This window comes from Aquamicrobium aerolatum DSM 21857 (assembly GCF_900113935.1).
Taxonomy (GTDB): domain Bacteria; phylum Pseudomonadota; class Alphaproteobacteria; order Rhizobiales; family Rhizobiaceae; genus Aerobium; species Aerobium aerolatum.
This window is the reverse complement of record NZ_FORF01000027.1, coordinates 1-26,271: the sequence shown is the minus strand read 5'-3', so window position 1 is coordinate 26,271 and position 26,271 is coordinate 1. Positions and strand designations below refer to the sequence as shown.

Below are 26,271 nucleotides of genomic sequence, written 5' to 3'. Positions count from 1 at the left end.
TCCCGCCCGGTGCTGACCCGCTCGGTGATGCTATGGGCGCATGAGCCCTGCATGTTCGGCTGGGTTCGCGGCAAGAAGCCTCGCATCAATCGCGAGGGTTTTGAAAGCTGGCCGACGACGGTGTGGAATATTCCGTCGTCCGAGATTGAAACCCGCGAGCACCCGACATCAAAACCGGTGCGCGTGTTCACGCTGCCAATGCTGTTGCACACAAGAACCGGTGATATCTGTTACGAGCCGTTTTCAGGCTCCGGATCGCAGCTGATCGCTGGTGAGAAGACCGGCCGCAAGGTTTATGGCCTCGAACTGTCAGAAGCCTTCTGCGATGTCGTCGTCAAACGCTGGCAGGAATATACCGGCAAGCCGGCGACGCTGGATGGTGATGGCCGCAGCTTTGACGCGATCACGGCAGAGCGTGTGCCGGAACAGGCTGATGCGGCATGAAGCAATCGCGCACCATGTCGCTGGTAGAAGCCTTCGCCAATGTCGCAGTTGGTTATGGCATCGCGGTCATCACCCAGATTGTGGTGTTCCCACTGTTCGGACTGACGACCACACTCGCCGAGAACATGGCGATGGGCGCCATCTTCACCGTCGTCAGCATCGCCCGTAGCTACTGTCTGCGCAGGGCGTTTGAAAGCTTGTGGCTGAGCAGAAAACCCAGCGCATGAAGCTTCGGTGTCGAGCTTTTCTGGTCAAGCTTTCCTGGCGCTTGGGAAAAACAATGCGGCAGATTTGCCCCTGAGATCCTCGGCTTCTTTGGCCAGACGAGCGCTGCGTAACCGCAGTGTCTTTTCCTGGCGAGCCTGAGCGATCGGGTCGCATTTTTGGTCGGCGGGCTTCCGGAGAAGAAAGGGTGTTTGAATTTTAGCGAAAGCTATCTCAGCTGTTTGGCGAGATATGCTGTGTGTTGGTGTCATTGTTGGTGTTGTCTTCCAGAGGCCAGCTTCGGTGAGCAGCCATAAAAAAAGGCCAGGCAAATTGCCTGACCTTGATTGGTATTATGCTTTCGCAGTGCCAGTACATCCGTGGTCAAGGGAAAGCGGATACCGTTTTAGGCAGCTTGCAGGTTGCAAGCCGACATTTTGCCCGACTTCATGTCGCGCTCCATGTCATAGGCAATCTTCTGGCCTTCGACGATTTCGCGCATTCCGGCGCGCTCGACGGCAGAGATGTGAACGAAGGCGTCAGCGCCGCCGTTGTCAGGCTGAATGAAGCCGAAGCCTTTTGTGGAATTGAACCATTTAACTGTGCCAGTGGTCATAACGAACCCTTTCATAGCAACATAGAGGACCGCAGCGCCGAGGCGTTACGGATGATGATAGCGATGTTTTAAAGGGAGGGTTCGTTCAAGGCGCGGTGCCAATCGCGCAATAAAAAAGCTCAGCAAGAAAATATCGATGGCCTTCAATAGGGGCGATTGGACTTGGTGTCAACTTTTACTTTTGCCAATCGTTACGCGAACCGAAATTATCTGGTGCTCACACAAGGAGTTCTGACATGGCCGGCCGCAAGCCGCTGCCAACACATCTGAAGCTTGTGAAAGGTACAGCCCGACCACACCGCATGAACAAGGCCGAGCCAAAGCCGGTGGTGGCAGTGCCCGCGCCGCCGGATCATCTCGACGAGGAAGCGCAGGCGAAGTTTACGCAAATGGCCGAGTTGCTGGCCCGCCATGGCGTCATGACCGAGCTCGATACCGGTGCGCTTGCGCGTTACGTCGTTATCTGGCGGCGCTGGATTGAAGCCGAGCAGGAAGTGAAGCGTCGCGGCCATGTGGTGAAGACGTCGAATGACAACATCATCCAGAACCCGTTTCTGGCCGTCGCCAACAAATGCCTGGCGCAGATGCACCAGATCGAGGCCGAGTTTGGCTTGACGCCATCGAGCCGTTCGCGCATCCGCGTGGCGGAGCCAGCTGAAACTGCCGACCCCTTCGAGGATTTTTTGACCCGTGGCCGCAAGAAATAGATCGCGATCTGGCAAGAATGCCTGCCCGGTCACGGCCTATGCTCGCGCTGTTGTCAGCGGCAAGATCATTGCCGGTCATCTGGTGAAACTGGCCTGCGAACGGCATCTCGCCGACCTCAAGCTCGGCGGCAAGCGTGGCCTCGTCTGGGATGTTGATGCTGCACGGCACGCGATCGACTTCTTTGGCCATCTGCGCCATTCGACCGGCGAATGGGCGGGTGACCCCTTCGTGCTGCAGGACTGGCAGCAGTTTGTCGTCGGCTCGCTTTATGGCTGGAAGCGGAAAGCCCGCTCTGGTGAAGAAAACTTGCGCCGCTTCCGCACAGCTTACGTCGAGGTAGCGCGCAAGAACGGCAAATCGGTGCTGCTGGCAGGGACCGCACTTTATGCCCTGATCGCCGATGGCGAACCGGGAGCCCATGTCTATTCAGCGGCAACGACACGCGATCAGGCCCGCATCGTCTTTGGCGAGGCTGAACGTATGGTGGCGGCAAGTGCGGCATTACAGGCACGTATTACCAGGACCGTGAATAATCTCGCCGTGCTGCCGACCTCCTCCTGGTTCCGGCCACTGTCAGCCGATGCCACCAAGATGGATGGGCTTAACATTCACTTTGCCGCGGTCGATGAAGTTCACGAACATCCGGGCCCTGAGATCATCCAGAAGCTGAACACGGCAACCGGTGCACGGCGTCAGCCACTGATCTTCGAGATCACCACCGCAGGCTATGATCGCCATTCCGTCTGCCGCCAGCATCACGAATTCTCGGTCAAGGCACTGGAAGGCACATTGCCGACGGAGTCGTCAGACAGCTGGTTTGCCTATATCGCCACCATTGATGATGGCGATGACTGGACCGATCCTGCGGTCTGGGTGAAGGCGAACCCCAGCCTTGGCGTCACGGTCAAGGTCGATGATCTCAAACGCCAGATCGATGAGGCGAAAGAAATGCCGGCGCAGCAGAACGCCATCCGGCGGCTGCGGCTGAATGAATGGACCGAACAGGTCACCCGCTGGCTCGACATGTCAGTTTGGGAAGAAGGAGGCCTGCCGGTTGCCACTGACTGGCGTATCGTCAAGCACGAGTTGGACGGGCTGGAGGAGAAGCTGCTGGGCCGCGAATGCTATGGCGGGCTCGACCTTGCCCGGGTCAATGATCTGTCAGCCTTCGTGCTGGTGTTTCCGCCGACACTCGATGATGAACTCGAGGCGCTTGCCAACAAATGGATCGTCACCTGCCGCTTCTTCATTCCGGAAGATGACATTTTGCGCCGCGTGCGCCGCGACCGGGTGCCCTATGATGTCTGGCGCGATCAGGGCTTTTTGACAGCCACACCCGGCAACGCTACCGACTTTGCCTTCGTCGAAAAGGAAATCCTGGATCTTGCCTCCCGTTTCGACATGCGTGAGCTTTCTTATGACCGCACCTTTGCCGGCGAGATTGTCCAGAATTTGGCTGATGAAGGCCTGAACCTCGTCCAGTTCGGTCAGGGCTTCTTGAGCATGGCAGCACCCACCGCGGAACTGGAGCGCCTCGCAGTGTCACGCGCGCTCTGGCATGGCGGCCATCCAGTGCTGCGCTGGAATGCCTCCAATGTTGCCGTGCGTCATGATCCGGCCGGCAACATCAAACCGGACAAGGAACGTTCCAAAGAACGCATCGACGGCATTGTCGCAATCTGCAACGCACTCGGACGTGCGCTTGTCCGTGACATCAATGCCGGTCGCTCGGTTTATGAGAACCGCGGCATCCTGATGCTGTGATCTGAGCAGCGATCTTACGAAAGAACCCCATGGCATTCTGGTCAAACTGGTTCGGTGGAAGAAAACCACCGGCTGCATCGCCGCTCGCCTCGCTTCAGAATGCAGGCGGTGGCCTTGTCATCACGACGAGCGAACAACTGGAAGAAGCGCTGCGCTCGGGCACGCTGATAGCATCCGGCGCCATGGTAACCCCAGAGGCCGCGATGCGGGTCGCAGCCGTCTATGCCTCGGTGCGGATTATTGCCGGCGCCGTTGCCACCTTGCCCTTGCATATCAAGCGCCGGGTCGATGATCGTACGCGCGAGGATGCATCCGACACACCGATCTGGACGGTGCTGCGGAGAAAACCCAATCGTTGGCAGACGCCATCGCAATTCCGTCGCATGCTGCAGGCGCATCTGCTTTTGCGCGGCAATGCCTATGCAATGATCGTGTGCTCGCGTGGTCAGGTTCAGGAACTGATCCCGCTCCATCCCGATCGGGTCGAGGTGAAGCAGCGCGACGATCTTGCTCTGGAATACCTTTATACACGTCAGGACGGCCGTCGCATCCAGTTGGCTCAGGCAGAAATGTTCCATCTCGTCGGGCTGACGCTCGATGGCGTCCATGGCGTTTCGCCAATCACCTATGCACGCGAGACCATCGGCCTGTCGCTGGCCATGGAAGATCACGGCGCTTCAACCTTCCGCAACGGTGCGCGTGTCAGCGGCGTGTTGAAGCATCCCAACAAGCTCGGGCCCGAGGCCGTCGCCAATCTGAAAGCGGGGTTGGAGGAGTTTCGCTCCGGTGGCGAGCAGGAAGGCAAGAACTTGATCCTCGAAGAAGGCATGGATTATGCCCGAATTGCCATGACTGCCGAGGATGCGCAGTGGATTGAAAGTCGAAAGTTCAGCCGCTCCGACATTGCCATGTTCTTTGGTGTACCGCCGCACATGATCGGCGACACCGAAAAATCCACCAGTTGGGGCACCGGCATCGAGCAGCAGTCGATCGGCTTTGTCGCCTATACGCTCGAAGACCATCTGACCATGTGGGAAGAGGCCATCAACCGCGACCTGATTGGTGCGGACGACACGCTTTATGCCCGCTTCAACCGGGCGGCCCTCGTCAAAGGCGACATCAAGGCCCGTTGGGAAGCCTATGTCAAAGGCCTGCAATGGGGCGTGTGGAGCCCGAACGAAATCCGCGCCCTCGAAGACGAAAACCCGCGCGACGGCGGCGACGTTTTTTATCCACCACCCAACACGGCCGGCGTGCCGGCGGATGAGGATCGTCATCGCCATGAAAATGATGGTGGCAGCGATGCTGACATTAACCCCAATGATGAGGATCGAACTCGATGACTCTTTTGAATACGCTGAAGCTGACATCAGCCATGATCACCATTGCCGTGGTCGGCCTTGCCTTTGTCAGCCCCGTCTTTGACTTTGGCATTTTCCTGAGCGGTTTTGTCCTTGGCTGGTTCCTGCTGCTTCTGATGGAGAACAAGCCATGAGCCTGCGCAGCCTGCCCGAGGCGCGCACGTTCAAGCGCCCACAAAACTATCAATGGGATGCGCCGAGCGACGTGCTGGCCAAATGGGCGCAAATGCCGGTTGCCGCTGTGCCAGGTGCGGATGCCGACTCCACCATTTCCATCCTCGACATCATTGGTGAGGATTTCTGGACAGGCGCCGGCGTCACGGCAAATCGCATCTCGGCTGCACTGCGGTCGATCGGCAAGCGCGACATCACCGTCCGCATCAACTCGCCGGGCGGCGACATGTTTGAGGGGATCGCGATCTACAATCTGCTGCGCGCCCATCGAGCGAAGGTCACGGTCGAGGTGCTGGGCTGGGCGGCCTCTGCTGCCTCGATCATTGCCATGGCGGGCGACGACATCCGCATGGGACTTGGCTCCTTCATGATGGTCCACAATGCCTGGGGGCTGGTGATCGGCAATCGCCATGACATGCGGGAGGCCGCCAGTCTGTTTGACCAGTTCGATGCGGCGCTGGCCGACATTTATGAAGCACGCACCGGGATGAAGCGCGCCGACATTGAACAGCTCATGGATGTAGAGACATTCATGAATCCGGCGCAGGCGATTGAATACGGCTTTGCCGACGCTGTCGACGATACCGAAAACCACATAGAGACCAATGCGTGCGCGCAGGTCCGACCTGAAATCCTCGCCAGGCGGCGCATTGATGCTGCCTTGGCACAACAAGGCATCTCCCGCACCGAGCGGCGCAAGATGCTTTCTCAGATTGCCGGCACGCACAACGCTGCCGATACCGCCATGCACGACGCTGGCATCAACATCGCTGCAATGCAGCGGCTGATCAACACAATCAAATCATAGGAGATCCCGATTATGGGTATCGAACTCAACACCGGCGGCCGCGGGCCAGTCCGGGGTATCGTCGGCGTGCGCGCAGATTCCGGCAACGCCACCAAAATCCTCGCCGAGCTGCAGAAGACCTTCGAGGACTTCAAGGTCGAGCGCGACAAGGAACTGGCCGACATCAAGGCCGGCATGGCCGATGTGGTGCAGACCGAAAAGGTCGACCGTATCAATGCCGAGGTCACCAAGCTGACCAAGGACATCGACACCGTAAATGCGGCAATGGCCGCGATCAGAGTCGGTGGTGTTGGTAATGATCAGGATCCCGACAAGGCGGAACACGCGCAAGCCTTCGATCACTTCTTCCGGCGCGGTGTCGATGCCGGCCTGCGTGATCTCGAGGTCAAGGCCAAGCTGACGACGCAGTCCGATCCCGATGGCGGCTATCTCGTCCCGGAAGAAACCGAAGCTGGCATTGATCGCGTGCTGGGTACCGTATCGACCATCCGTTCTCTCGCCCGTACCATCTCCATCTCGACCAACACTTACAAGAAGCTGGTCAATATGGGCGGAGCAACGTCCGGCTGGGTTGGCGAGGAACAGGATCGTCCTGGCACTGCCACGCCGACGCTGCGTGAGATCGCCATCAATACCGGCGAGATCTATGCCATGCCGGGCGCAACGCAGACCTCGCTTGACGATGCCCGCATCGATCTGGCCTCCTGGCTGGCCGACGAAGTGTCAATCGAGTTTGCCGAGCAGGAAGGGGCCGCTTTCGCCCATGGCGATGGCATCAACAAGCCGCGCGGTATCCTTGCCTATGACAAGGTGGCGAATGCCTCCTATGCATGGGGCAAGCTCGGCTTCATTGCTTCCGGCAAGGCCGATGGGTTTGTTGCAGCCACGACCTCGGCTAGCCCCGCAGATGCGCTGATCGACCTCTATTACGCACTCAAGTCTGGTTACCGGAACGGAGCGTCGTGGTTGATGTCGGATGCCACCATGAACACGGTGCGCAAGTTCAAGGATGCAGAAGGCGCCTATATCTGGGCGCCGCCTTCGGGGGCTGCGGAAGTTGCTACCATTCTTGGCAAGCCGGTTTACACCGATGACAACATGCCGGCCGTTGCTGCCGGCGAGTTCCCGGTTGCGTTTGGTGATTTTGGGCGATCGTACCTGATCGTCGATCGCATCGGCATTCGCGTCCTGCGTGATCCGTTCACCTCGAAGCCGAATGTCTTGTTCTACACGACCAAGCGTGTTGGCGGCGGTATCGTCAACTTCGAAGCCATGAAGCTGCTGAAGATCAGCACCTGAGCATCATGACGGGCGGCCATCATCCTGAGCCCTGAGCTCGTCGAAGGGGCGAAGGATGGCCGCCTATCTTTTCACCAATCCCATTCATCGAAAGGACTTTGTCATGAAGGACGGTATCTCCGGCCTTGGTCTCGTCGCGTCTCTGGTACCTGCTGTGGTCACCGCCACCACCAAGGGCAGCCATGCCGATCTGCAAGGCTTTAATTCCGCAACCCTGATCATCAATACCGGCGCGATTGCTGGCGATGGCCTTTTCGTCATCGCCATCCAGGAAAGCGACACGACCACGGATGGCGACTTTGCCGATGTAGACGCCGCTGACCTGCTTGGGATCCTGCCAGCGGCACTCGATGCCGACACGGTCTATGCCCAAGGCTACAAGGGCAACAAGCGCTACATCCGCGCGGTCATCACCAAGACTTCCGGCACATCGATCGCTGCCAGCGCGGTCTTTGCGCTTGGTCATCCTCATGACGCGCCGGTGGCCGGATAACCATGGGTGGCAGAAGGGACGGCCAATCGGCTGTCCCTTCACCAAAGATTCACGAGGATCCTATGCACCGTCCCGTTCTGATCACCCCACCTGCGCTCCAGCCAGTCTCTCTGGCCGAGGCAAGGCTGCATCTGCGTGTCGATCACAATGACGAAGATACGCTGATCGAAAGCCTGATCAGGGCGGCGGCAGAACATCTTGACGGCTGGACCGGTATTTTGGGCCGCTGTCTCGTTGAGCAGGTCTGGCGCCAGGACCATGATCGCTTTGCGCGCCAGATGATCATTCCACTTGGACCGGTGATTGCCGTCCAATCAATCACATGGCGCGATCTTGCCGGTCAGCTCAGTACAGTACCATCTGGGAGTTATGATCTGCGCACAGATGAAGCGGGTAACGCCGTCATCCGCTTTGATGCCGATTACGTCTTTCCAGAAAATCTGCATGAAAGCCGCGCCGTCGCCATCACCTTCAAGGTGGGCTTTCCGACCAATCCCGGTCCACCGGCAACCAGCACGGTTCCGGATCCGCTCAAGGTCGCCATCCTGCTGCTTGTTGGTCATTGGTTTGAACACCGTGAGGCTGTCAGTTCAGCAGGCATGGCTTTCTTGCCCTTTGCTGTAGAAGCGCTGATTGCACCCTACCGCAGGATGCGTCTCTGATGACAGGCGCTGGTGTTCTCAACAATCGCTTCACTGTTCAGCGCGATGTTGCCGAGCCGGACTGGACGGGTCATCCGGGCGATCCCGACTGGCAGGACCAGTTTACGGTCTGGGGCAAGATTACCTTCATGCGTGGTGGCGAGACCGTCATTGCCGCACGGCTGACCGCGAAGCAGCCGGCGATCCTGACCATCCGCATCAGCGCACAGGCGCTCACCATCCTGCCATCGGACCGCATTGTCGATGCACGCACCGGCGAAATGTTCAACATCCGCGAGCAGCCGCGCCGCTCCCGCGATGATTCGGGCCTTCTCGAAATGCTGATCGAGGCCGGTGTCACCTGATCTGCCAGCATCAGCCAGTCAAGGATATCAATCATGACCATGATCACGCCTCAAAGCGCGGCGCCTGATGCTGCGCGCGACAAATATCATGTCTACCGGCCCATGCTCGCCTTGATCGGTTTTGCCGAGGGCACCGACCGAAAGCGCGGCTATAATGAAACGCTCGCCTATGGCGCCTTTACCGGCGGCGACGTCGATCTGGTTGCCATGACATTGCAGGAGGTTGATGCGCTGCAGACCCGGATGCTGAAGCATCCGGACAACCGCTTTAACTCATCAGCGCTCGGCCGCTACCAGATTGTCCGCACCACGCTGCGGGCGATCCGCAAAACACTCAAGCTCCAGGCCACCGCACTGTTTGATGCCGAGATGCAGGATCGCTGCGCCTGCTACCTGCTCGGCTTACGTGGCATCGACAAATATCTGACAGGCCGTCTCTCGCAAGATACGCTGATCAACAATCTTGCCCATGAATGGGCATCGCTCCCGACTATTTCTGGCAAAGGTGCGTATGCCGGCCAGAACGCCGCCGTCAGTCCGGATCGCGTGCGTCAGGTGCTGGCCAAGGTCCGAGAACGCCATGGCGCCAGCCAGCCGGCACGCGAAATTGTGGTCGAGAAGGAAATCGACAAGCCCGTGGTTCCGGTCAGCGTTGAAACAGAAATCCGCAAGCGCACCGATCAGTGGAGCTGGATCACCACCATCTTCGGCTCGGGCAGTGCCGGACTTGCCGCACTTGCTGGCATGGACTGGCAGTCTGTTATGGCAATCGGCGCGCTTGCGCTGGGCGGGCTCATCATCGCGCTGCTGTTACGGCGTCAGATTGTGTGTGCCGTCAGAGACGTGAGAAGAATTATCGAGGGGTGACCGTACGAATTGAGACAATGGTGTTAGGCACAAGCAGCGCTCAATAAACAAAATTTCACACACTCACGAAATTGCTCACAGAACTTGCCACCGTTCGATTGCGACCGCTCCCTTTAGCTTCGTAAAGGCGATTATCGGCCGACTTATAAAGATGCTTCCATCGACCGCCCGTCGCGGTCGCTATGCCGAAGCTGGCTGTTATGCGGGCTCGATCAACAACATGCGAAAAATTTGCCTCCGAAATAGCGGTGCGAAATCGCTCCGCGCATTCGTAAGCTTCTGTGCCGTCTGTGTCTGACAGAAAGATGGCGAATTCTTCGCCCCCAACGCGCCCGACTACATCGCGTTTGCGCTTGGTTCGCAACAGGACCTTTGCGATCTCCTGCAGCACCCTGTCTCCGACCTCATGACCATGGGCATCATTGATCGATTTGAAGTGATCGATATCGCATAGAATTAGCGAGGCGGTTACGCTACCAGACCGCCGAACAGCAGTTGCTATAGCGTCTTCGAAGCCACGGCGATTTAGGATCCCGGTCAGATGGTCAATATCCCGCTCATGGCGAAGGTCATCTATAACATCTGCGACGGATGCAGCGAGGATCGCCAAGGCAAACCCTGAGCCCAGCACTGCAAGTGAGAGTTGAAGCGCTTGCCAGAATACTGAATTTTCAAAGACCGCTGGGTCAATCGGCTCCGAGAAGCCGATTGTTAAAATAGTGCGGGGAAAAAAATGCAGGCCGAAAGCAAGCAGACTCCAGAAAAGGATACGGTCTCCCAAGCGCCCTCCTGCGAGACCTGACAAGCGATACGCTGCCACGAGAAGAATAATGCCATAGCCGAAATTCTGGATGTAAATCCGAGCTATCAGGTTTCGGTCAACGTAGAAGAAATACCAGAGCAGCCCCCAGAATACGACAAAAATCGCGATGTTTGCGCCGAGGCCAAGGCTTCTTTCGGAGCGCAAAAGAACACCTTCGACGGCCATCAAAACCGCCGTCGTGTACAGCGCTCCCGAAACCATCGCGTTGAGGCCAATATCCACAGGACAGTGGAGAATCTGGCTAGCAGCGCCCATTGCGAAGAGCATACACGCGCCGGCTAGCAGCAGGAGATAGTTCCGCTTTCGGTCGATCAACCATGCAGAGGCGAACGCAATCCCGAATACGACGAGTATTCCAGGACCGATTAAGGATAGGGTAATTCGGACGATGGCGGGATCCATACTATTGGTCTGCTGTCATTTTGTCAGAAATCGCACAAAGTGCGGCCGTATAAACGAAATTTTCCGTTAAATTGCAAATGTCCGTGGCGCCCTGTGAGCGAATGGAAAGAGATTTCAATCTGATTGGCGGAATGGGCAGTAGAAAAGAAGGCCAGCGTTCTGATGCTGGTGCGCCCGACGACTATGTATTCCCGGGCGCGCCGATAGCCTTTGTGAAGCCGATGGTGGAAGGCGCAGAAGAAGTCATCCGCAATGCCACTACGCTCGGGCCACAACGCGGCAGTTCGGCGGCGGTGGCGCTGAACGTCTGGTAGCCATTGGATAGACGGCCTCGACATCGAGCGTTTTATGAGGCTCACGGCTTGGCGTTATCGTCCGGATTGCCCCTTCTGGCCCATATGATGCGGCACGCCTCGTCAATCTACCGAGCGGTTCCCGGTCGGGCGACGGCGTTCGCGGCGGAAATTCCGCCCGCAGGCCGTCTGGCCGGAGACACGCTGATCAACAATCTCGCCCGCGAATGGGCCTCGCTGCCCATGATATCCGGCAAGGGCGCCTATGCCGGTCAGAACGCCGCCGTGAAACCCGATCGCGTGCAACAGGCTCTCGCCGACGTGGAAAGGCGCCATCAAGAAGCCCAGCCCCTTCGCGAAATCGTGGTCGAAAAGGAGATCGACAAGCCGGTCGTACCCATCAGCGTCGAAGCTGAAATCCGCAAGCGGACCGATCGATGGAGCTGGCTCACCACCATCTTTGGCAGCGGTGGCGCCGGACTTGCCGCCCTCGCCGGGATGGACTGGCAGACAGTTATGGCAATCGGGGCCCTCGCATTCGGCGGGCTCCTCATCGCGCTGCTGTTACGGCGGCAGATTGTTTGTGCCGTGCGGGATGTGAGAAGGATGATCGAGGGATGAGCGAGCCGCATAGCCTATTGACGAAGAGCGTCCCGCACTGCATCGTGCTGCATTGCCCTCATCTGCACAAACTTCCCTGAGGTACTATTGGTCGAGATCGATGGTTTTTTCTCGTTCACGATCGCGATCCTGCTCCTCCTCAGCGGCAAGATACTGACGCTCAACGCTGAAATCCTGCGTCGCTACTCGGTGCCAGAGCCAGTCGTCGGGGGTCTTGCCTGTGCAGCTTTTGTCAGCTTCCTCTATTTCGTCCTGGGCCGCGAAATCCGCTTCACACTCGATGCCAGGGACTTCCTTCTGCTCGTCTTCTTTGCTGGGATAGGGCTCAAGTCCGATGTTCGCACCCTCCGAAGCGGCGGGAGCCCACTTGCAATCCTGGTCCTCCTGGCGGCAGGTTTTCTGATTGTGCAGAACTTGGCGGGAATGGGGATGGCAACGATTTTTGGCCACGATCCTCGCGCCGGGCTGATGACCGGATCCATCTCCCTGACAGGAGGTGTTGGCACTACTCTTGCCTGGGCACCGTTTTTCGTCGAAACGCTAGGAATCGACAATGCCCTGGAACTCGGCGTCGCATCGAACACCGTAGGCTTGATCGCAGCCTGTTTGATCGGCGGACCAATCGCCACGTTCCTCATCCGCCGCCATCGGATAGTGACCTCTGGTGACATACGGCTCGACATTGGCGCACCGCACGAGGAGCCTGCCCCGAAGCTTGATTATTTCAGTGTCCTTTGGGCCATGTTAGGGCTCAACGTCGCTATTATACTGGGTTTGCTCATCGACCGGTCGATCGCAGCGATGGAGTTCACATTACCGACCTTCGTGAGCTGCCTGATCGCAGGCATCGTGGTGCGCAACGCCACGCCTGGCATCGTCAACAAGTCACTTCACCGCCATTGGCCAAGCATCCAGCAGGGATTAAGTCTGATAGGGGATATCGCTCTCGGGCTCTTCCTCACCATGGCGTTGATGAGTCTGCAACTATGGGCATTGAGCGGTTTCCTCGGCTTTATCCTTACGGTTCTGGCGCTTCAGATCCTGCTTACGGTCGCTTACACAATACTGGTCGTGTTCCGGGCAATGGGTAAAGACTACGAAGCCGCCGTTATCGCGGCAAGTTTTGGCGGAATCTCGCTTGGATCGACCGCGACGGCCATTGCGAACATGACCGCTGTCACCCAGGTGCATGGCGCGGCGCACAAGGCTTTTGTCATCGTTCCACTCGTTGGCGGGTTCTTCATCGATCTCATCAACGCGGTAGTTGTCTCGACTATGGTGGGGTTCTCTTGAAAAAAGTCCGCAGGGTGAGCGCTCTCTCACCGGCGGTTCATTGAAATGCCCGTTCATGCGGAAAATCGCCTTTTTGCAAATAGGCTTCTTCTGCAGGAGTGGATACCCGACCGAGAACGCGATTGCGGTGAGGATGACGACCGAAAGCTTCGATCACGTCTTTTACGTCTCGTGCCTGTTTCACCAGTGACTGGTAGATCGGCTGTAATGGCTCTGGTGCTTCTGCAGCGATCTCCTCGCGCAGCCCGATGAGGCGGTTGATGCATGCAAGGTGATCCGGCCCTTCGCAATGACCAAGCGGCAGGCCGTGAACGATCTTGAACCATGGAGTTGGCAGGGCCGCATAATGATCATTCGCCAACCCATCCAGCGAAAGCTCCAGCGCCGCCGGGTCCTGCGCGAAGGCGCGCGGACTGCCGCGCCACACCGAGCGCGAAAACTGATCGAGCAGGATGATGAGCGCCAGCCTCCCTTCAGGATCGGTGGTCCAGTGATCAAGATTGCCAGAAGCAGCCTGTGCGGTGATGTCGGAAAAGCGGGCGATGACCTCGCGGTCCGCGCCGCCTCGCATCCGCCAGAACCAATGTTCCCGGTGGGCGTTCAATGCGATTGCCGCGGAGCGTCCCTCGGGGAACCAGAACTGAAGAACCTCGTCCCAGGGTTGTTCGTGGGGGTGAGTATTCATGTCCGCATCTCCGTCAAATCATTCCTGCCGTACATTATGTACCTTATCGAAAGTTCCATCCCCGCGCCGGTGGGCGCGGGGAGACTCGTCATGAACAACAATTACGTCCTGGCGGCCGCGGCGGACGCCTGCGTTTCCCGACTGATGGCCGCGCGCGGGGCCGCCTTCGGCACCCGCAGCAGCCGCATGCCATTGGCGATGACGATCAGCACCGACAACTGATGCACCAGCATGCCGCCCGCCATATGAATGTCGCCCGAGAACACACCGGCCAGCAGTCCGGCGACGGTCACCAGAGCGATCACCAGATTCTGGCGCATATTGCCAAGTGTCGCACGCGAGATCGCCATGGCCTCGGGGATCTTGCCGAGATCATCGTTGAGGAGCGCAATATCGGCGGTCTCGATGGCAACATCGCTGCCCGCGGTCGTTGCCGCGGTAGGTTTCGACCTCAGGTTGGCTCATTGAGCGCTCTCCTTAACCGTGTCGATCAGCCTTGCAGGCGAAAACTATCACATTGGACGGCAATAGTATGTATGCCGCATGAAGGATCAGCCTTGAGGCAGGTAGTGACTGACAGCGGGGAATGAGACTGTAGCATTGGCAATAGCGGCCGTCGGTATCGAAGATCGCATGTTCGAGTACCGGAAGCCAAAGCCAGTTGCATTGCATCAACCGCAGGAGCGGCCGGCGCGGAGACATCTGCGCGGAGGCCGACGCGCAGGCCTCGAAGCCGACCGCTATAATAGTGGCGCAAGCCCATCCGACAGTCTTGCGATCCGAGCCATGATCTAATCAGTTGAGGCTGCTTATATAGTCAAGGATTGCGTCGATCTGGTCGGGTGTCGCCACGAACTCTGGCATGTCAGGGTGCCCTGTAGATATGCCTTCGGCAAAGGCTTCCTCCAGCGCATCGATAGGGTAACGCTGTGAAAGCGTCCGGAAGGGCGGCGCATCCGCATGCTCGCTTTTGCTTGTTCGATCGATCGCGTGGCAGCGCGCGCAGTTCAACTCCGCCAGCGCCTTCCCTTGGGCAAGGTCATCGGCATAGGCGAATGCTGGGCCGAGAGTCATCAGCACCGCTAACCAGGCCATTCCGACCATCGTTCTGGACATGGGGTCGTTTCCTCCCTGTCGATAGCTGTTTCATTCTGATACCATGGAGGGTAGCGCCTGGCGAACAGACGCACACGTCAGATTTCGATAAGTCTTGGCTGTGCGATACTCGATAGCAGTAATCGGATCTGTTGCGCCGAGACTTGGTGGGTGATTGACGTCATTCGGCCAAAAGTAGGCGACCGTGGCGTGCCACGGGTGTTTGGGACAACTGAGGCGGCACCCCATTCATGACCGCTGGCGAGGCCATCCACGACCGGTTTATGGCAAAAATCTGGATTACGGAGCTCAGAATGGCGGAACTGGATGATAAGCAACTAGGTCTGATCGACCGCTACTGGCGCGCGGCTAACTACGTGTCGGTCGGCCAAATCTACCTGATGGATAATCCGCTGCTGCGAGAGCCGTTAAAGGCGGAAGACGTGAAGCCGCGGCTGCTCGGTCACTGGGGTACGACGCCCGGGCTGAATTTCATCTACGTTCATCTGAATCGGGTTATCCGGGAACGCGGTACGGAAATCCTCTACATCTGTGGTCCCGGTCACGGCGGGCCTGCAATGGTCGCCAACACCTATCTCGAGGGCTCGTACAGCGAGACCTATCCGGAGATCACGCAGGATGAAAAAGGATTGCGGGAGCTTTTCCGGCAGTTCTCGTTCCCGGGCGGCGTGCCCAGCCACGTCGCCCCAGAGACGCCCGGTTCCATCCACGAGGGAGGCGAACTCGGCTACGCTCTTGTCCATGCCTTCGGTGCCGCTTTCGACAATCCCGACCTGACCGTCGCCTGCGTGGTCGGCGACGGGGAAGCTGAGACAGGCCCGCTGGCGGCCGCCTGGCACTCCAACAAGTTTCTAAATCCGCATGTCGATGGCGCGGTCCTGCCGATCCTGCATCTTAACGGCTACAAGATCGCCAATCCCACTTTGTTGGCGCGCATGCTGAACGCGGAACTGCGAGATCTCTTCAGAGGCTACGGCTACGAGCCGCTCTTCGTCGAGGGCCATGAGCCGATACCGATGCACCGCGCCATGGCGGCGTCGGTGGACTTGGCCATGGATCGTATTCGCGACATTCAGCGAGAAGCGCGGAAGGAAGGCTGGTCCGGCGAGCGCCCGCGCTGGCCGATGATCATCCTGCGCAGCCCGAAAGGCTGGACCGGACCGAAGGAGGTCGACGGGAAACGAGTGGAGGACTTCTGGCGCTCGCATCAGGTCCCGGTGTCGAATGCACGCGGCGATGCTGCTCACCGCAAGATCCTAGCGGAGTGGCTGCGCAGCTATCGACCACAGGAGCTGTTCGACGAGCAAGGTCGCTTCCGGCCGGAGATCGCCGCATTGGCTCCTGAAGGCGAGAAGCGTATGGGTTCGCTTCCGCATGCCAATGGAGGCCTCCTGAAGAAGGACCTCGTCCTGCCCGACTGGAAGAGCTTAGCGCTCGACGTCGGGCAACCGGGCGAAACGATCGCCGAGGCCACCCGCTTGATGGGAGCTTATCTGCGTGAGGTCTTGCGTCTCAATGCCGAGGCAAGGAATTTCCGCCTCATGGGTCCGGACGAGACCGCTTCGAACAGGCTCGACGCCGTCTTCGAGGTGACGGACCGGGTCTGGATGGAAAAGATCGAGCCCTACGACGGGCACCTCGCGCGCGAGGGCCGGGTGATGGAGGTTCTGTCGGAGCATCTTTGCCAAGGGTGGCTGGAGGGTTACCTGCTGACCGGGCGGCATGGCCTGTTCTCCTGTTACGAGGCCTTCATCCACATCGTGGATTCTATGGTCAATCAGCATGCCAAATGGCTCAAGGTCTCCGCCGAGTTGCCGTGGCGCAAGCCGATCGCGTCGCTCAACTATCTTCTGACCTCGCATGTCTGGCGCCAGGACCACAACGGCTTCAGCCACCAGGATCCGGGCTTCGCCGACTTCGTCGCCAACAAGAAGGCCGACACCGTCCGCCTCTATTTTCCTCCGGATGCCAACACCCTGCTCTGGGTCACCGACCACTGCCTGAGAACCTGGAACCGGATCAACGTGATCACGGCCGGCAAGCAGCCTCAGCCGCAATGGCTCACCGCCGAGCAGGCGGAACGCCATTGCGAGGCGGGCGCCGGGATTTGGGAATGGGCTTCCACATGCCCGGCTGGCGAGGAGCCCGATGTGGTAATGGCCTGCTGCGGCGACGTGCCGACACTGGAAATTCTCGCCGCCGTCGATCTGCTGCGCCGCGAGCTACCCGATCTCCGGATCAGGATTGTCAATGTCGTCGACCTGATGACGCTGCAATCTCACACCACCCACCCGCACGGGTTCACCGACGATGAATTCGACGCTCTCTTCACAAAGGACAGGCCCGTGATCTTCGCCTATCACGGCTATCCGTACCTCATTCACCGCCTGACCTATAAGCGGACCAACCACGACAATTTCCACGTCCACGGGTTCCAGGAAGAAGGCACGACCACTACCCCTTTCGACATGGCAGTCATGAACGAGCTCGACCGCTTCCATCTGGTAATGGCCGCGGTCAGGCGGCTGCCGAATCCTGGCATGGGCGGCGAACGAGTGGTCGAGCTGTGCGAGCAAGCGCTGGCCGAGCACGCCTCGTATGTCCGGCAATACGGTGAGGACATGCCTGAGATCCGGGAATGGAGCTGGTCCTACAAGACTGCCGCCGATGCCGGAGATTGATGGCGCCTGGCGACAGCCATTCCGTTGCGTCAAACCTGTACCAGTTCGCCCGTTGCAGCCACTTCGATCCCTGCAGCGTTGGCCTCATCGGTGTCGATGTGCACTTCCGTGAAGGAGTCCTTGCCCACCCGTACCAGAGTCCGGCCGAAGGTCAGCGTGCGATCTTCGTCGTTGACGCGGACGTCGACATATTCGCCGTCCTCGATTCCCAGTCGAGCAGCATCGGCGGGATTGGTATGGACGTGCCTTGCCGCGATGATGAGGCCATCGGTGGTGAAGCTTCCGGCAGGCCCCTCGATCGTGACCTGCGGTGTAGCTTCGAGCCTGCCGCTGTCGCGCACCGGCACGTCGATGCCGAGTGCGAAGCTGTCGGTGCGCGACACTTCGATCTGCGTGCGTTGGCGCAGCGGTCCGAGGATCGCTACACGTTCGAGCCTGCCCTTGGGCCCAATGAGCGTGACCCGTTCCCTTGCGGCCCAATGACCCGGCTGTCGCAGCGGTATCGCATGATCGAGCAAGTAGCCGTTGCCGAACAGCGCATCGACCGCCTCGCGGGACAGGTGGACGTGCCTGGCCGAGACCGCGATCGGTAGGCGCAACGCGCCCCCTGGCTTTCCGTCAGCGAGCGCTGCCGCCGTCTCGCGGGCGATCATGAGCTGTTCCGCCGTCTCTGTCACGAAGACGCGGACTCGGGAGCCGTACGCCTGGATCTGCGGCGCCGCATGGTCTGACAGGTTCACGGCCATGTTGCGGTCGTGGTCGAGTTGCAGGCCCATGAAGTCCAGCCCGTCGCAGATGCGCCGGCGCATCGACGGAGAGTTCTCGCCGACCCCCCCGGTGAAGACGACCGCGTCCAGCCCTCCCATGGCCGCCGCATACGCCCCGACATACTTCCTGGCGCGGTAGGCGTAGATCTCGATCGCCAGCTGGGCGTGGGGGTCCCCTTTCGAAGCCCTCTCTTCGATGTCGCGCATGTCAGACGAGCCTGCCAGTCCCTTCAGCCCGCTATCTTCGTAGAGGGCATCCTCGATCTCCTGCACCGAAAGCTGAAGTTCGCGCGACAGGAAGCCAAATGCGCCGGGGTCGACATCTCCGGAGCGGGTTCCCATCACCAGACCCTCAAGCGGCGTCATGCCCATCGAGCTGTCCATGCTGTTTCCGCGGTTGACGGCGCAGACGCTTGCCCCGTTGCCGAGATGGATACTGACAAGCTGGAGGTCGGAGAGCGGTCGGCCGATCTCTTCGGCCGCCCTATAGGCCACATATTTGTGAGAGGTACCATGAAACCCGTAGCGGCGCAGACCGGCATCCCGCCACTTCGCCGGCACCGCATAGGTGTTCGCAAAGGCTGGGTTGCCAAGATGGAAGGCTGTGTCGAATACGGCCACCTGTCGTACATCCGGCCAAAGTCCGCGGCAGAGCCTGACTGCCTCCAGGTTCGCCGGGTTGTGCAGCGGAGCCAGCGGCGTCAAGGACTCTATGGCCTCGACCGTTTCGTCGTCCAACAGTGTCGGCGAGGTAAACCTTGCGCCGCCATGGACGATCCTGTGCCCGACAGCGTCGATTGCGTCGAGCCCGAACCGCTTCAGCGCGGCCGGAACCCCTTTCAGCGCTTCGCCGGGACTATCGAATTCGGCCGCACCCTGCTCGTCGGTTTCTCTATGGCGGAAGCGGTATTCGCATCCTCCCGCCCGAAAGCGCTCGTAAGAACCCCTGAAGACCTCACGTGTCTCCGTGCCGACTCCGAAGACGCCGAACTTGAGACTGGAACTGCCGGCGTTGAAAACGAGTACCTGCATTCGTTGTTCCCTTGTGATTTGGTGGTTTCGACGTAGTCTCATCCGTGTCACTGGCAATGATAGCTCGCCAACCTGATCTTGTTGTATAAGGTGCCGATTGCCTAGAGGGAGCGCGCCAATGCCAGCCCGGCGAGGAGATCGGCGAAGAAGTGCACGATGAGGGAAGATCAGGTCTGCCGTGTCGGAAAAGGACGTGGCGAACGGCGTCGTGAACGAGGTCATCTCGGACACGGCAATGAGCCGGCCGGGACGCGCCACAACCTGAAAATAGCGGCGACGAGCCGCTCAAACTTTATACCCTTTACAGTCCTCCGGAGCATGTTGATGGCGTTGTCCACCGAACCAAGAGCGATGCCCACGCTTCCCACGAAAACTTCGGCCGCAAGACGGCCGAACAGTAGTTCATTCTTACCGACGCCTTCGATGGAGATCGTCGTCGCTCACCGACGATTACCCATTGTCGCTGGGCGCTCGGCAAGTGCGGCAGCGTCGCTGGACCTGCGGTGCAGTTCCAGTGTGAGGCTATACCCAGACCAGGAGACAAAGTGAGCAAACTATTTAATCTTGATCGTGCGATGATACTGACGGCCCTCACCGTCCTGGGGATGCTCCTGGCCACGCTCGCGCTATGGCCTCTTCAAGGCAACGTCGCCGCTTTTTTCTCGGTCACAGGTCTGTCGCTGGTTTATCTGTCTGGAGGGCTCCCGGCCGCATGGCGAGCCGCCGTCACCTTGTGGGAAGAGCGAGTTCTCGACATCGACCTTCTGATGGTGGTTGCTGCCGTCGCCGCGGCGGCAGTCGGCGCACCCTTCGAGGGTGCGGTTCTGCTGACGCTTTTCAGTATTTCGACCACGCTGGAGGAACGGGCGCTCGGCCGCGCGCGCCGCGCCATCCAGGCGTTGATGGAACTGCGTCCCGAGACCGCGTTAAGGCGTGGCTCGGACGGAACGGTATCCGAAGTACCTGCCGCCGATCTCGAAGTGGATGATGTCGTGGTGCTGCGACCGGGCGCGCGCGTTCCAGCGGACGGTGTGATTGTCGGCGGTCGCGGCTCGCTGGATGAGGCAAACATCACCGGCGAGTCGATGCCGGTCTCCAAGGAGCCTGGCGCACAAGTCTTTGAAGCGACCGTTAACCTCGACGGTGTGCTCGAGGTGACCGTGACGAGGACGGTCGAGGAAAGCACCGTTGCACGTATGATTGCGCTCGTGACGGAGGCGCAGGCGGCTAAGGCACCATCCGAACGCTTTAGCGCGTGGTTCGGGCAGCGCTACACGGTGGCGGTGATGGCCGGAGCAATCTTGGCTTTCGCGGCCTTTTATTGGCTGGGGCGCAACTGGGAGGAAGCTCTCTACCGGTCCGCGACGTTGCTGGTGGCCGCGAGCCCGTGCGCGATCGTCATTTCCGTACCCGCTGCAATCCTGTCGGCGCTATCGGCGGCAGCGCGGGGCGGTGTGTTGTTCAAGGGCGGGGCGGCACTGGAGACACTGGCGGCAGTCGACATTTTTGCCTTCGACAAGACCGGAACACTGACGACTGGCAAAGCGTCGGTAACCGGGGTTGTGGCACTCGATGGCGATGAGCGGCTCCTCCTGTCGTCTCTTGCGGGGCTCGAGGCGTATTCCGAACACCACAGCGCGGCGGCCATTCGGCAGGAAGCTGCCAATCGAGGCATTGACCCGGTCAGAGTGATGAACGTGATCACGCGGCCGAGTGCCGGCATCGTGGGCGATGACGGTGAAGGGCAATTATGGGCCGGCAATCCGCGTCTTGCCGTCCAGATGGGCGCATCTATCGACCACCCGATGCTGAAGGCGCTGGCCGCCGACACGCAAACGGTCATCTACATGGGGCGAGGTTCGCGAGTGATGGGAGCCGTCACCATCGCCGATCAGGCTCGCAAGACGTCCGCGCCAGCTCTTGCCGCGCTGCGTGAAGGTGGGGTCAGCGAAATCGTCATGATGACCGGCGACCGCCGTCCGGTTGCCCTGCGGATAGGCCAGGAGCTGGGGTTGAAGCCCGACGAGATCCACGCCGACATGCTTCCGGAGGACAAGGTCCGGATGGTCGGCGATCGCGCAGCCAGAGGCAAGGTCGCCTTCGTCGGAGATGGCGTCAACGACGCGGCCGCGCTGGCCCGCGCTGATGTCGGAATCGCCATGGGTGCCGCAGGCTCAGACGTAGCGCTGCAGGCGGCCGATGTGGCGCTCCTGTCGGAGGACATGGAGCGGCTCGCGGATGCGCACCAGTTGGCCCGTCGCACCGCAAGGGTCATCCGGCAGAACCTTGTGTTCGCCATGGGAGCAATGGCAATTCTGGTAACCGGAGGGCTGTTCTTCCAACTCCCTCTCCCGCTCGCCGTGATCGGTCACGAAGGGGGAACGGTTCTGGTGGTGCTAAACGGCCTGCGCTTGTTGAGGGATCCCATTCGCGGGGGCGGAACGAAGCCCGCGCCAAAGACACCTGCTCATACCAATTCGACCCGACGCATTGCGCGAGAGGCATACAGCAGGAAGGTGCCAAGGCGAGCAGGTTTATAGAGCTCTGGCATGGAGAAGGTTGGACCCCAGTCCCGTTCCCTCCGCCACAAGCATTGATTTCATTGAATTATTTGACATTTTTCACCGCATGACATAACCGTGGAAAAAACCCGCTCGCCACGCCGAGGAGTGGCAACGCAGCGAGCGGGGAGCGCCTGAGCGCTACTGCGGCCTGCACGCGAGCGTGCTGGTAGAGGCCGGTCTGGTTATGGAGCCCCTCCAGGGAATCGAACCCCGCTTGTCCACTACGGCTCGGCGTGTAGAAGACGCCGCCGGTACAGGGGCGAAAACGTCATTGCGGAATTATCAGGATCGGGTCGCCGACCAGCACCAGCACCGCAAGCGCTGCAAGGGAGCAAATCAGCGTCCATTCGATAAGGCGGATAGTCATGAAGACCGATCCCGCAGGATCATCACAATCCCGCATTCCGGCGAAATCGCCGCGCGATATGGCCTACCGTGCATTCGTGTCATCAAGTTTGACATGACCTGCGCCATCGCCCGAATCTCCGAAGCCATCATCGCGGCATGGGCGATCCCTTTGGTGTCAAACTTATCCATGACGCTTGGCTTTGGTTGCTCGCTCATGCCGATGCCCTCCGCCCGCTCGCGTAGACTTCATCGGCTGCCTCAAGAGCGCGCTTAATCGCCATGGCAAGCTTGCCCTCAATATCGTCAGCCGTAGCGTGCTCGTCATGCTCTCGCAGAACCGTCACACATGTCAGCAAGTCCCGAGCCTCAACCAGTCTGTCGACAACCGTAACAATGGTGGATTTGCTCATGCCACAGCCCTCCACCCTGGCACGGCGTAGAAATCTTTATGCAGTTGCTCGGCCAGCTCATTCGTCGCGCGGACGAGGTGGCAGAGTTTTTCCACCTCCCCTCGCCCCCCCTTCACAGACATTTCGCTCAAGTATTCATCCGCAATGGATGCCATGACCTTGACGCGGATGACCTGATCTTCGAGGTCGGTGAAATCCTGCGGTTGCATTCTGTTAATCATTTCGGATGATCCCCGTTGTGTAGTGAAAGCATTCATGTGATATGAAACAGATCATTACAACCGGAGTGATTGCTTGTCAATCATATGATATGAAAATAATCACAAGTGCTCAAATGCGTGCTGCGCGGGGATTGCTCAGATGGAGCGCCGACGATCTCGCGAAGGCCTCAAAGGTTGGCGTCGCCACTATACGGCGAGCTGAAGCGACGGACGATGAGCCCAAGACCACCGGTGCTAACCTAGCCGCCATCCGCACTGCCCTAGAAGCAGCCGGCGTCGTGTTCATCGACCAAAATGGCAACGGCCCCGGCGTGCGGTTGCGGGATCGTCAACTGTGAGCAATAACGGCCTTCCGTTCAAGGCGCTCGACGCCCTGCCGCTATTTGCCAGCGATCAGGAGATTGCCGTTGCGGTAGTCGGGAGGAAACACGCAACCCATTGGCGCCAGTCAGTCCTACCGGAATTGGAGCGGATAGGCTTTCCAGTAGCCGATACCGCCCATCTCGGCAGAGCCGTGCCACTAGTACGAAAATTCTATGAGACGTACTTTGGCATCACAGCCGGCTTTGCGATGGCGAAGCCAAGCGGGGAGAAGAAAACATGGGCTCCCAAAAGACAGCGCAAGACATCGTGAAGCCCGTCGCGGCTCCTGGCTTTGTGCGGCTGCGGATCGGCAGGGGTAGCGCGCGCGGGATGTCGAATGATCGACGGTGCAAAATTGCGCTCGTCGCCCGACTCAGCCCACAAGGGTGAGGTATCGTCATGAGGGATTTATGGAAAGCAACTTGGTTCGTGGTATCGTGTTTGGCCTCGTTGGGTGCTTTATAGGCCTGTCAACGGGAGTCGCCGCGATGGGCGGTGCCGTCAATGGCGCTGTGGTCTTCGGCCCCATCGGGTTTGTTCTCGGGTGGCTGCTGCCTTGGAACCAATCTAGGCATGACGGAGAAGTAGCGGCTGCTGATTTCAAGCCGGAAGCGGCAGAGCCCCCGGAGGGGAGCAGCCTCAAGGACATCGAAAAATCGATCAACGAGGTTATCCCAGCAGTGGGCCGGGTGCTGGTAGGGATATGGAATTTGCAGATGAAGCTGCTTATCGCTGTCGGCGTGATGCCTTTTCTTCAGAAATATCCCTGGATGATGGCAGTCATAGCCTTTGCACTGTTGGCATTTCTGTTTCCGATTGGTGTGGTCTTTGTCGTGACAGGATTTGCCGCGATGCACTATCGTGCCCGTCCTGACAATCAGTTCTTGGTTATTTCTGACCCATCCCAGCGCTGAGTTGGCCCAACGAGCTCATTGCGGAGGATAGAATTATCTCGCCGACGAAGCACAAGTTGCTGCGCTGGTCGCGTCCATCCGTGATGTGGGCATCCTCAACCCGATAACCGTCTATCCACGCAAGGTGATCGTGGATCACATCGCGGTTGATGGTTACGGGATCGTCGCCGGCCTGCACCGTTTTACGGCCTGCAAGGAACTCGGCATTGATGAAATCCCTGCCAACGTAGTGTCGCTCAGTGAGTTGGAGCGGCAGATCGCAGAGTGCGACGAAAACCTCTGCGGCCCAAAGCTAACGCCCGCTGAGAAGTCACTGTTCACGCGTCGACGCAAGGAGGCATACGAGGCACTGCATCCAGAAACACGACACGGCGGCGACAGAAAGAGCGATCAAGTGGACAAGTTGTCCACTCGATCCTATGCCGATGACCAAGCATCAAAGACTGGAGTTGATGCACGCACCGTTCGTAGAGACGCTGAACGCGGCGAAAAGATCGCGGAAGATTTACTGGAAATGATCACTGATACGCACCTCGATAGTGGTGCCTGTCAGGACAGAATCAATGCTGGCTCGCGCCTGCCCCGGCCACGATCCTAAGGTCGCAAGGCTGACGTCCAGAAATTCTTTGTTCTAACGATTGTGTTTGACTGGGCTGACCTTCTGAACACCAGAGAAGTTCGGGGATGTTGTCCTATCGGCGGAAAGCATTTGGATCAAAATTGCCAGCCCCAATATGCCTCCCAGCAAGGTTTTAGCGACGGCCCAAAGAAATCGTCCAAAGATATAGGCAAGAAAAACAGCTGTCGGCTTCATACCCGTTCAACAGCTCATGAACAAAACTGTTCCACCATTAGGACTAGACCGATCATTGACTCCACCTCCGTCCTGGACATGATGACCTTGGGTTACTTGGAGGGTGGATATGATTATCGCGGTTATTCTGTCTTTATCTTTGGTTGTGGCACCTACTACCACTATCTCTCTCGGATCAGGCGAAGCACAGACAGCCTATTGCAGCGGCTGCGGATGCAAAGGTGGGCCGGGTTGGCGGATCATCCGCACCGGCAAATGTGCCAGTCATAAGAACATCCGCAAGGAGTGCGGTAACCCACCGTCACCGCGAAGGTGCACTCGGGAGAACTAAATGAAGCGCGCAGGGATCGCCCTTGCCTGCATGACGCTTTGCGGAACGGCGCACGCCTCTGGCGACGTCGACTATGTCGAGGCGTACCACGCTTGCGACGAAGCAGCCGCAGATCAGGGCTTTGCGAAGGCCGGCTTGCCAGCAGAAATTTCAGATCGTGTGATCAGGCAAATTGCCGGTCGCTGGCAAGGACAAGACTTAATCGTGATGGCAGTCGAGACATCCACGGGCGTTGTCTTTTGCATGACTACGCTGAGCTATCGTGTCGTGCACTACAAGTTCGACGGCAGGCCCGTCATTTTACAGGACTGACTATGTTCCCCACCCTCGTCACGGCTGTCGTTCTTTCATGCTCTAGCCTCGTTGCGGTCGACGGAGACACCATCCGCTGCGGCAATGAGCGAATGCGCGACATGGGCCCAGGCAGCCCCAATAAGTCAGGGTACGATGCGCCAGAGATTGGGAACGCGAAGTGCGCGAACGAACGTCTACTTGGTGAGCTGTCAATGACCGTGGAAACGGGACCCCGCCTTTTCGTGTAAAAGGGACCCCGGTTAGAGCTTGTGAAGGGCACGCCGGTTAGCGCCCGATCAGGCGAAGCTGGTCGGGGTTGCACAGCCTGATCGGGCGCGGCTGATTGGCTTTTCGGCTTTAGCTTTGAGAGCGGCTTTTGAAGCGCCAGGATTCGTTTCCGATCTCGACGATTTCGCAGTGGTGCGTGAGCCTGTCCAGCAGTGCGGTCGTCATCTTGGCGTCGCCGAAGACGCTCGGCCATTCTGCGAAAGCGAGATTGGTGGTGATGATGACGCTGGTGCGCTCGTAAAGCTTCGAGACGAGGTGGAAGAGCAG

The 26,271-nt window shown here is 59.0% G+C and carries 31 protein-coding genes and 1 pseudogene; 22 read left to right on the top strand and 10 right to left on the bottom strand.

Features of this window, described 5'->3' with window-relative positions:
* Window positions 1-444: DNA methyltransferase (locus BMZ42_RS16230; protein ID WP_139207971.1), on the top strand; the 444-nt coding region annotated here is incomplete at its 5' end.
* Window positions 441-671 carry a DUF7220 family protein gene (locus BMZ42_RS16225; RefSeq protein WP_091524575.1) on the top strand — a complete coding sequence of 77 codons (231 nt, stop codon included), beginning with the start codon at window positions 441-443 and terminating at the stop codon, window positions 669-671. The genes BMZ42_RS16230 and BMZ42_RS16225, both read left to right, overlap by 4 nt.
* A 383-nt stretch (window positions 672-1,054) precedes the next feature.
* On the opposite strand, the gene BMZ42_RS16215 is transcribed toward BMZ42_RS16225, so the two are convergent.
* Window positions 1,055-1,264 carry a cold-shock protein gene (locus BMZ42_RS16215; protein WP_091524570.1) on the bottom strand — a complete coding sequence of 70 codons (210 nt, stop codon included), beginning with the start codon at window positions 1,262-1,264 and terminating at the stop codon, window positions 1,055-1,057.
* 236 nt (window positions 1,265-1,500) lie between these two features.
* Here BMZ42_RS16215 and BMZ42_RS16210 point away from each other — a divergent pair, with 236 nt between their 5' ends.
* The 10 genes from BMZ42_RS16210 (at window position 1,501) to BMZ42_RS16170 (ending at window position 9,744) form a co-directional block, all read left to right on the top strand.
* Complete coding sequence (locus BMZ42_RS16210) at window positions 1,501-1,971, top strand: phage terminase small subunit P27 family (RefSeq protein ID WP_091524569.1); 471 nt, start codon at window positions 1,501-1,503, stop codon at window positions 1,969-1,971.
* Window positions 1,955-3,736 carry a terminase large subunit gene (locus BMZ42_RS16205; protein ID WP_091524566.1) on the top strand — a complete coding sequence of 594 codons (1,782 nt, stop codon included), beginning with the start codon at window positions 1,955-1,957 and terminating at the stop codon, window positions 3,734-3,736. The genes BMZ42_RS16210 and BMZ42_RS16205 overlap by 17 nt, the downstream gene beginning before the upstream one ends.
* A gap of 29 nt (window positions 3,737-3,765) precedes the next feature.
* Entirely contained in the window at window positions 3,766-5,079 is a 1,314-nt protein-coding gene (locus tag BMZ42_RS16200) for a phage portal protein (RefSeq protein WP_091524564.1), read from the top strand.
* On the top strand, window positions 5,076-5,231 hold the full coding sequence (locus BMZ42_RS18085) for a hypothetical protein (RefSeq protein WP_175556756.1): 156 nt from the start codon (window positions 5,076-5,078) through the stop codon (window positions 5,229-5,231). Before BMZ42_RS16200 ends, BMZ42_RS18085 begins: the two co-directional genes overlap by 4 nt.
* Window positions 5,228-6,079 (top strand): head maturation protease, ClpP-related, encoded by an 852-nt coding sequence (locus tag BMZ42_RS16195; protein WP_091524562.1) that lies wholly within the window; start codon window positions 5,228-5,230, stop codon window positions 6,077-6,079. The genes BMZ42_RS18085 and BMZ42_RS16195 overlap by 4 nt, the downstream gene beginning before the upstream one ends.
* A gap of 12 nt (window positions 6,080-6,091) precedes the next feature.
* Window positions 6,092-7,378 carry a phage major capsid protein gene (locus BMZ42_RS16190; protein WP_091524559.1) on the top strand — a complete coding sequence of 429 codons (1,287 nt, stop codon included), beginning with the start codon at window positions 6,092-6,094 and terminating at the stop codon, window positions 7,376-7,378.
* 103 nt (window positions 7,379-7,481) lie between these two features.
* Entirely contained in the window at window positions 7,482-7,871 is a 390-nt protein-coding gene (locus BMZ42_RS16185; RefSeq protein ID WP_091524591.1) for a hypothetical protein, read from the top strand.
* A gap of 62 nt (window positions 7,872-7,933) precedes the next feature.
* Window positions 7,934-8,533, top strand: a complete 600-nt coding sequence (locus BMZ42_RS16180) for a head-tail connector protein (protein WP_175556755.1) — start codon at window positions 7,934-7,936, stop codon at window positions 8,531-8,533.
* Complete coding sequence (locus BMZ42_RS16175) at window positions 8,533-8,877, top strand: phage head completion protein (RefSeq protein ID WP_091524554.1); 345 nt, start codon at window positions 8,533-8,535, stop codon at window positions 8,875-8,877. Before BMZ42_RS16180 ends, BMZ42_RS16175 begins: the two co-directional genes overlap by 1 nt.
* A 33-nt stretch (window positions 8,878-8,910) precedes the next feature.
* Complete coding sequence (locus BMZ42_RS16170; RefSeq protein ID WP_244523302.1) at window positions 8,911-9,744, top strand: lysozyme family protein; 834 nt, start codon at window positions 8,911-8,913, stop codon at window positions 9,742-9,744.
* A gap of 55 nt (window positions 9,745-9,799) precedes the next feature.
* Here the strand turns inward: BMZ42_RS16170 and BMZ42_RS16165 are convergent, their stop codons facing one another.
* Window positions 9,800-10,969, bottom strand: coding sequence for a GGDEF domain-containing protein (locus BMZ42_RS16165; RefSeq protein ID WP_091524551.1), 1,170 nt, complete (start codon window positions 10,967-10,969; stop codon window positions 9,800-9,802).
* Between the two features lie 131 nt (window positions 10,970-11,100).
* On the opposite strand from BMZ42_RS16165, the gene BMZ42_RS16160 reads away from it, so the two are divergent.
* The 3 genes from BMZ42_RS16160 (at window position 11,101) to gltS (ending at window position 13,176) form a co-directional block, all read left to right on the top strand.
* The gene (locus BMZ42_RS16160; RefSeq protein ID WP_139207969.1) at window positions 11,101-11,283 is read left to right on the top strand and encodes a hypothetical protein; all 183 of its coding nucleotides are present in this window, start codon (window positions 11,101-11,103) and stop codon (window positions 11,281-11,283) included.
* Window positions 11,284-11,331: 48 nt separating this feature from the next.
* A complete protein-coding gene (locus BMZ42_RS16155) occupies window positions 11,332-11,883 on the top strand; it encodes a hypothetical protein (RefSeq protein WP_139207968.1) in 552 nt (183 codons plus the stop codon).
* 87 nt (window positions 11,884-11,970) lie between these two features.
* Window positions 11,971-13,176, top strand: a complete 1,206-nt coding sequence (gltS, locus tag BMZ42_RS16150) for a sodium/glutamate symporter (RefSeq protein WP_091524544.1) — start codon at window positions 11,971-11,973, stop codon at window positions 13,174-13,176.
* A 37-nt stretch (window positions 13,177-13,213) separates the two neighbouring features.
* Here gltS and BMZ42_RS16145 read toward each other — a convergent pair whose 3' ends face one another.
* The 3 genes from BMZ42_RS16145 to BMZ42_RS16130 form a co-directional block, all read right to left on the bottom strand.
* The gene (locus BMZ42_RS16145) at window positions 13,214-13,861 is read right to left on the bottom strand and encodes a DUF924 family protein (RefSeq protein WP_091524542.1); all 648 of its coding nucleotides are present in this window, start codon (window positions 13,859-13,861) and stop codon (window positions 13,214-13,216) included.
* 101 nt (window positions 13,862-13,962) lie between these two features.
* Window positions 13,963-14,211: a hypothetical protein gene (locus BMZ42_RS16140; RefSeq protein WP_244523301.1), complete on the bottom strand. Its 249-nt coding sequence runs from the start codon at window positions 14,209-14,211 to the stop codon at window positions 13,963-13,965.
* Window positions 14,212-14,656: 445 nt separating this feature from the next.
* On the bottom strand, window positions 14,657-14,935 hold the full coding sequence (locus tag BMZ42_RS16130; RefSeq protein ID WP_233714057.1) for a c-type cytochrome: 279 nt from the start codon (window positions 14,933-14,935) through the stop codon (window positions 14,657-14,659).
* Window positions 14,936-15,270: 335 nt separating this feature from the next.
* On the opposite strand from BMZ42_RS16130, the gene BMZ42_RS16125 reads away from it, so the two are divergent.
* Window positions 15,271-17,658: a phosphoketolase family protein gene (locus BMZ42_RS16125; protein WP_091524584.1), complete on the top strand. Its 2,388-nt coding sequence runs from the start codon at window positions 15,271-15,273 to the stop codon at window positions 17,656-17,658.
* A gap of 29 nt (window positions 17,659-17,687) precedes the next feature.
* On the opposite strand, the gene BMZ42_RS16120 is transcribed toward BMZ42_RS16125, so the two are convergent.
* Window positions 17,688-19,457, bottom strand: coding sequence for an acetate/propionate family kinase (locus BMZ42_RS16120; RefSeq protein WP_091524537.1), 1,770 nt, complete (start codon window positions 19,455-19,457; stop codon window positions 17,688-17,690).
* A gap of 575 nt (window positions 19,458-20,032) precedes the next feature.
* Between BMZ42_RS16120 and BMZ42_RS16115 the strand changes: the two genes are divergently transcribed.
* Entirely contained in the window at window positions 20,033-21,997 is a 1,965-nt protein-coding gene (locus BMZ42_RS16115; protein ID WP_091524534.1) for a heavy metal translocating P-type ATPase, read from the top strand.
* A gap of 387 nt (window positions 21,998-22,384) precedes the next feature.
* Here BMZ42_RS16115 and BMZ42_RS16110 read toward each other — a convergent pair whose 3' ends face one another.
* Genes BMZ42_RS16110 through BMZ42_RS16100 form a run of 3 tightly spaced genes read right to left on the bottom strand, consistent with a single transcriptional unit; the run spans window position 22,385 to window position 23,000 of the window.
* Window positions 22,385-22,585: a hypothetical protein gene (locus tag BMZ42_RS16110; RefSeq protein ID WP_091524533.1), complete on the bottom strand. Its 201-nt coding sequence runs from the start codon at window positions 22,583-22,585 to the stop codon at window positions 22,385-22,387.
* The gene (locus BMZ42_RS16105) at window positions 22,582-22,779 is read right to left on the bottom strand and encodes a hypothetical protein (protein ID WP_091524530.1); all 198 of its coding nucleotides are present in this window, start codon (window positions 22,777-22,779) and stop codon (window positions 22,582-22,584) included. The genes BMZ42_RS16110 and BMZ42_RS16105 overlap by 4 nt, the downstream gene beginning before the upstream one ends.
* Window positions 22,776-23,000, bottom strand: a complete 225-nt coding sequence (locus BMZ42_RS16100; protein ID WP_091524528.1) for a hypothetical protein — start codon at window positions 22,998-23,000, stop codon at window positions 22,776-22,778. The genes BMZ42_RS16105 and BMZ42_RS16100 overlap by 4 nt, the downstream gene beginning before the upstream one ends.
* A 41-nt stretch (window positions 23,001-23,041) precedes the next feature.
* On the opposite strand from BMZ42_RS16100, the gene BMZ42_RS16095 reads away from it, so the two are divergent.
* From BMZ42_RS16095 to BMZ42_RS16075, 5 genes and pseudogenes are all read left to right on the top strand, one after another.
* Entirely contained in the window at window positions 23,042-23,338 is a 297-nt protein-coding gene (locus BMZ42_RS16095; RefSeq protein WP_420492481.1) for a transcriptional regulator, read from the top strand.
* On the top strand, window positions 23,335-23,634 hold the full coding sequence (locus tag BMZ42_RS16090) for a hypothetical protein (protein WP_244523300.1): 300 nt from the start codon (window positions 23,335-23,337) through the stop codon (window positions 23,632-23,634). Before BMZ42_RS16095 ends, BMZ42_RS16090 begins: the two co-directional genes overlap by 4 nt.
* 217 nt (window positions 23,635-23,851) lie before the next feature.
* On the top strand, window positions 23,852-24,277 hold the full coding sequence (locus BMZ42_RS16085; protein WP_139207966.1) for a hypothetical protein: 426 nt from the start codon (window positions 23,852-23,854) through the stop codon (window positions 24,275-24,277).
* Window positions 24,278-24,332: 55 nt separating this feature from the next.
* Window positions 24,333-24,875: pseudogene (locus tag BMZ42_RS16080) on the top strand (ParB/RepB/Spo0J family partition protein); the annotation flags it as partial.
* Window positions 24,876-25,422: 547 nt separating this feature from the next.
* A complete protein-coding gene (locus BMZ42_RS16075; RefSeq protein WP_091524521.1) occupies window positions 25,423-25,734 on the top strand; it encodes a hypothetical protein in 312 nt (103 codons plus the stop codon).
* A 339-nt stretch (window positions 25,735-26,073) separates the two neighbouring features.
* Here BMZ42_RS16075 and BMZ42_RS16065 read toward each other — a convergent pair.
* The coding region (locus BMZ42_RS16065; RefSeq protein WP_175556754.1) for an ATP-binding protein at window positions 26,074-26,271 on the bottom strand (198 nt) is incomplete at its 5' end.

Bases quoted from the DNA above. Each gene is read 5' to 3' on its own strand.
- BMZ42_RS16165 (WP_091524551.1), bottom strand. From the start codon at position 10,969: ATGGATCCCGCCATCGTCCGAATTACCCTATCCTTAATCGGTCCTGGA.
- BMZ42_RS16085 (WP_139207966.1), top strand. From the start codon at position 23,852: ATGGGCGGTGCCGTCAATGGCGCTGTGGTCTTCGGCCCCATCGGGTTT.
- BMZ42_RS16140 (WP_244523301.1), bottom strand. From the start codon at position 14,211: ATGGCGATCTCGCGTGCGACACTTGGCAATATGCGCCAGAATCTGGTG.
- BMZ42_RS16215 (WP_091524570.1), bottom strand. From the start codon at position 1,264: ATGACCACTGGCACAGTTAAATGGTTCAATTCCACAAAAGGCTTCGGC.
- BMZ42_RS18085 (WP_175556756.1), top strand. From the start codon at position 5,076: ATGACTCTTTTGAATACGCTGAAGCTGACATCAGCCATGATCACCATT.
- BMZ42_RS16130 (WP_233714057.1), bottom strand. From the start codon at position 14,935: ATGACTCTCGGCCCAGCATTCGCCTATGCCGATGACCTTGCCCAAGGG.
- BMZ42_RS16125 (WP_091524584.1), top strand. From the start codon at position 15,271: ATGGCGGAACTGGATGATAAGCAACTAGGTCTGATCGACCGCTACTGG.
- BMZ42_RS16190 (WP_091524559.1), top strand. From the start codon at position 6,092: ATGGGTATCGAACTCAACACCGGCGGCCGCGGGCCAGTCCGGGGTATC.
- BMZ42_RS16100 (WP_091524528.1), bottom strand. From the start codon at position 23,000: ATGATTAACAGAATGCAACCGCAGGATTTCACCGACCTCGAAGATCAG.
- BMZ42_RS16105 (WP_091524530.1), bottom strand. From the start codon at position 22,779: ATGAGCAAATCCACCATTGTTACGGTTGTCGACAGACTGGTTGAGGCT.
- BMZ42_RS16170 (WP_244523302.1), top strand. From the start codon at position 8,911: ATGACCATGATCACGCCTCAAAGCGCGGCGCCTGATGCTGCGCGCGAC.
- BMZ42_RS16210 (WP_091524569.1), top strand. From the start codon at position 1,501: ATGGCCGGCCGCAAGCCGCTGCCAACACATCTGAAGCTTGTGAAAGGT.
- BMZ42_RS16110 (WP_091524533.1), bottom strand. From the start codon at position 22,585: ATGAGCGAGCAACCAAAGCCAAGCGTCATGGATAAGTTTGACACCAAA.
- BMZ42_RS16075 (WP_091524521.1), top strand. From the start codon at position 25,423: ATGAAGCGCGCAGGGATCGCCCTTGCCTGCATGACGCTTTGCGGAACG.
- BMZ42_RS16225 (WP_091524575.1), top strand. From the start codon at position 441: ATGAAGCAATCGCGCACCATGTCGCTGGTAGAAGCCTTCGCCAATGTC.
- BMZ42_RS16195 (WP_091524562.1), top strand. From the start codon at position 5,228: ATGAGCCTGCGCAGCCTGCCCGAGGCGCGCACGTTCAAGCGCCCACAA.
- BMZ42_RS16095 (WP_420492481.1), top strand. From the start codon at position 23,042: ATGAAACAGATCATTACAACCGGAGTGATTGCTTGTCAATCATATGAT.
- BMZ42_RS16160 (WP_139207969.1), top strand. From the start codon at position 11,101: ATGGGCAGTAGAAAAGAAGGCCAGCGTTCTGATGCTGGTGCGCCCGAC.
- BMZ42_RS16175 (WP_091524554.1), top strand. From the start codon at position 8,533: ATGACAGGCGCTGGTGTTCTCAACAATCGCTTCACTGTTCAGCGCGAT.
- BMZ42_RS16120 (WP_091524537.1), bottom strand. From the start codon at position 19,457: ATGCAGGTACTCGTTTTCAACGCCGGCAGTTCCAGTCTCAAGTTCGGC.
- BMZ42_RS16185 (WP_091524591.1), top strand. From the start codon at position 7,482: ATGAAGGACGGTATCTCCGGCCTTGGTCTCGTCGCGTCTCTGGTACCT.
- BMZ42_RS16145 (WP_091524542.1), bottom strand. From the start codon at position 13,861: ATGAATACTCACCCCCACGAACAACCCTGGGACGAGGTTCTTCAGTTC.
- BMZ42_RS16200 (WP_091524564.1), top strand. From the start codon at position 3,766: ATGGCATTCTGGTCAAACTGGTTCGGTGGAAGAAAACCACCGGCTGCA.
- BMZ42_RS16180 (WP_175556755.1), top strand. From the start codon at position 7,934: ATGCACCGTCCCGTTCTGATCACCCCACCTGCGCTCCAGCCAGTCTCT.
- BMZ42_RS16115 (WP_091524534.1), top strand. From the start codon at position 20,033: ATGATACTGACGGCCCTCACCGTCCTGGGGATGCTCCTGGCCACGCTC.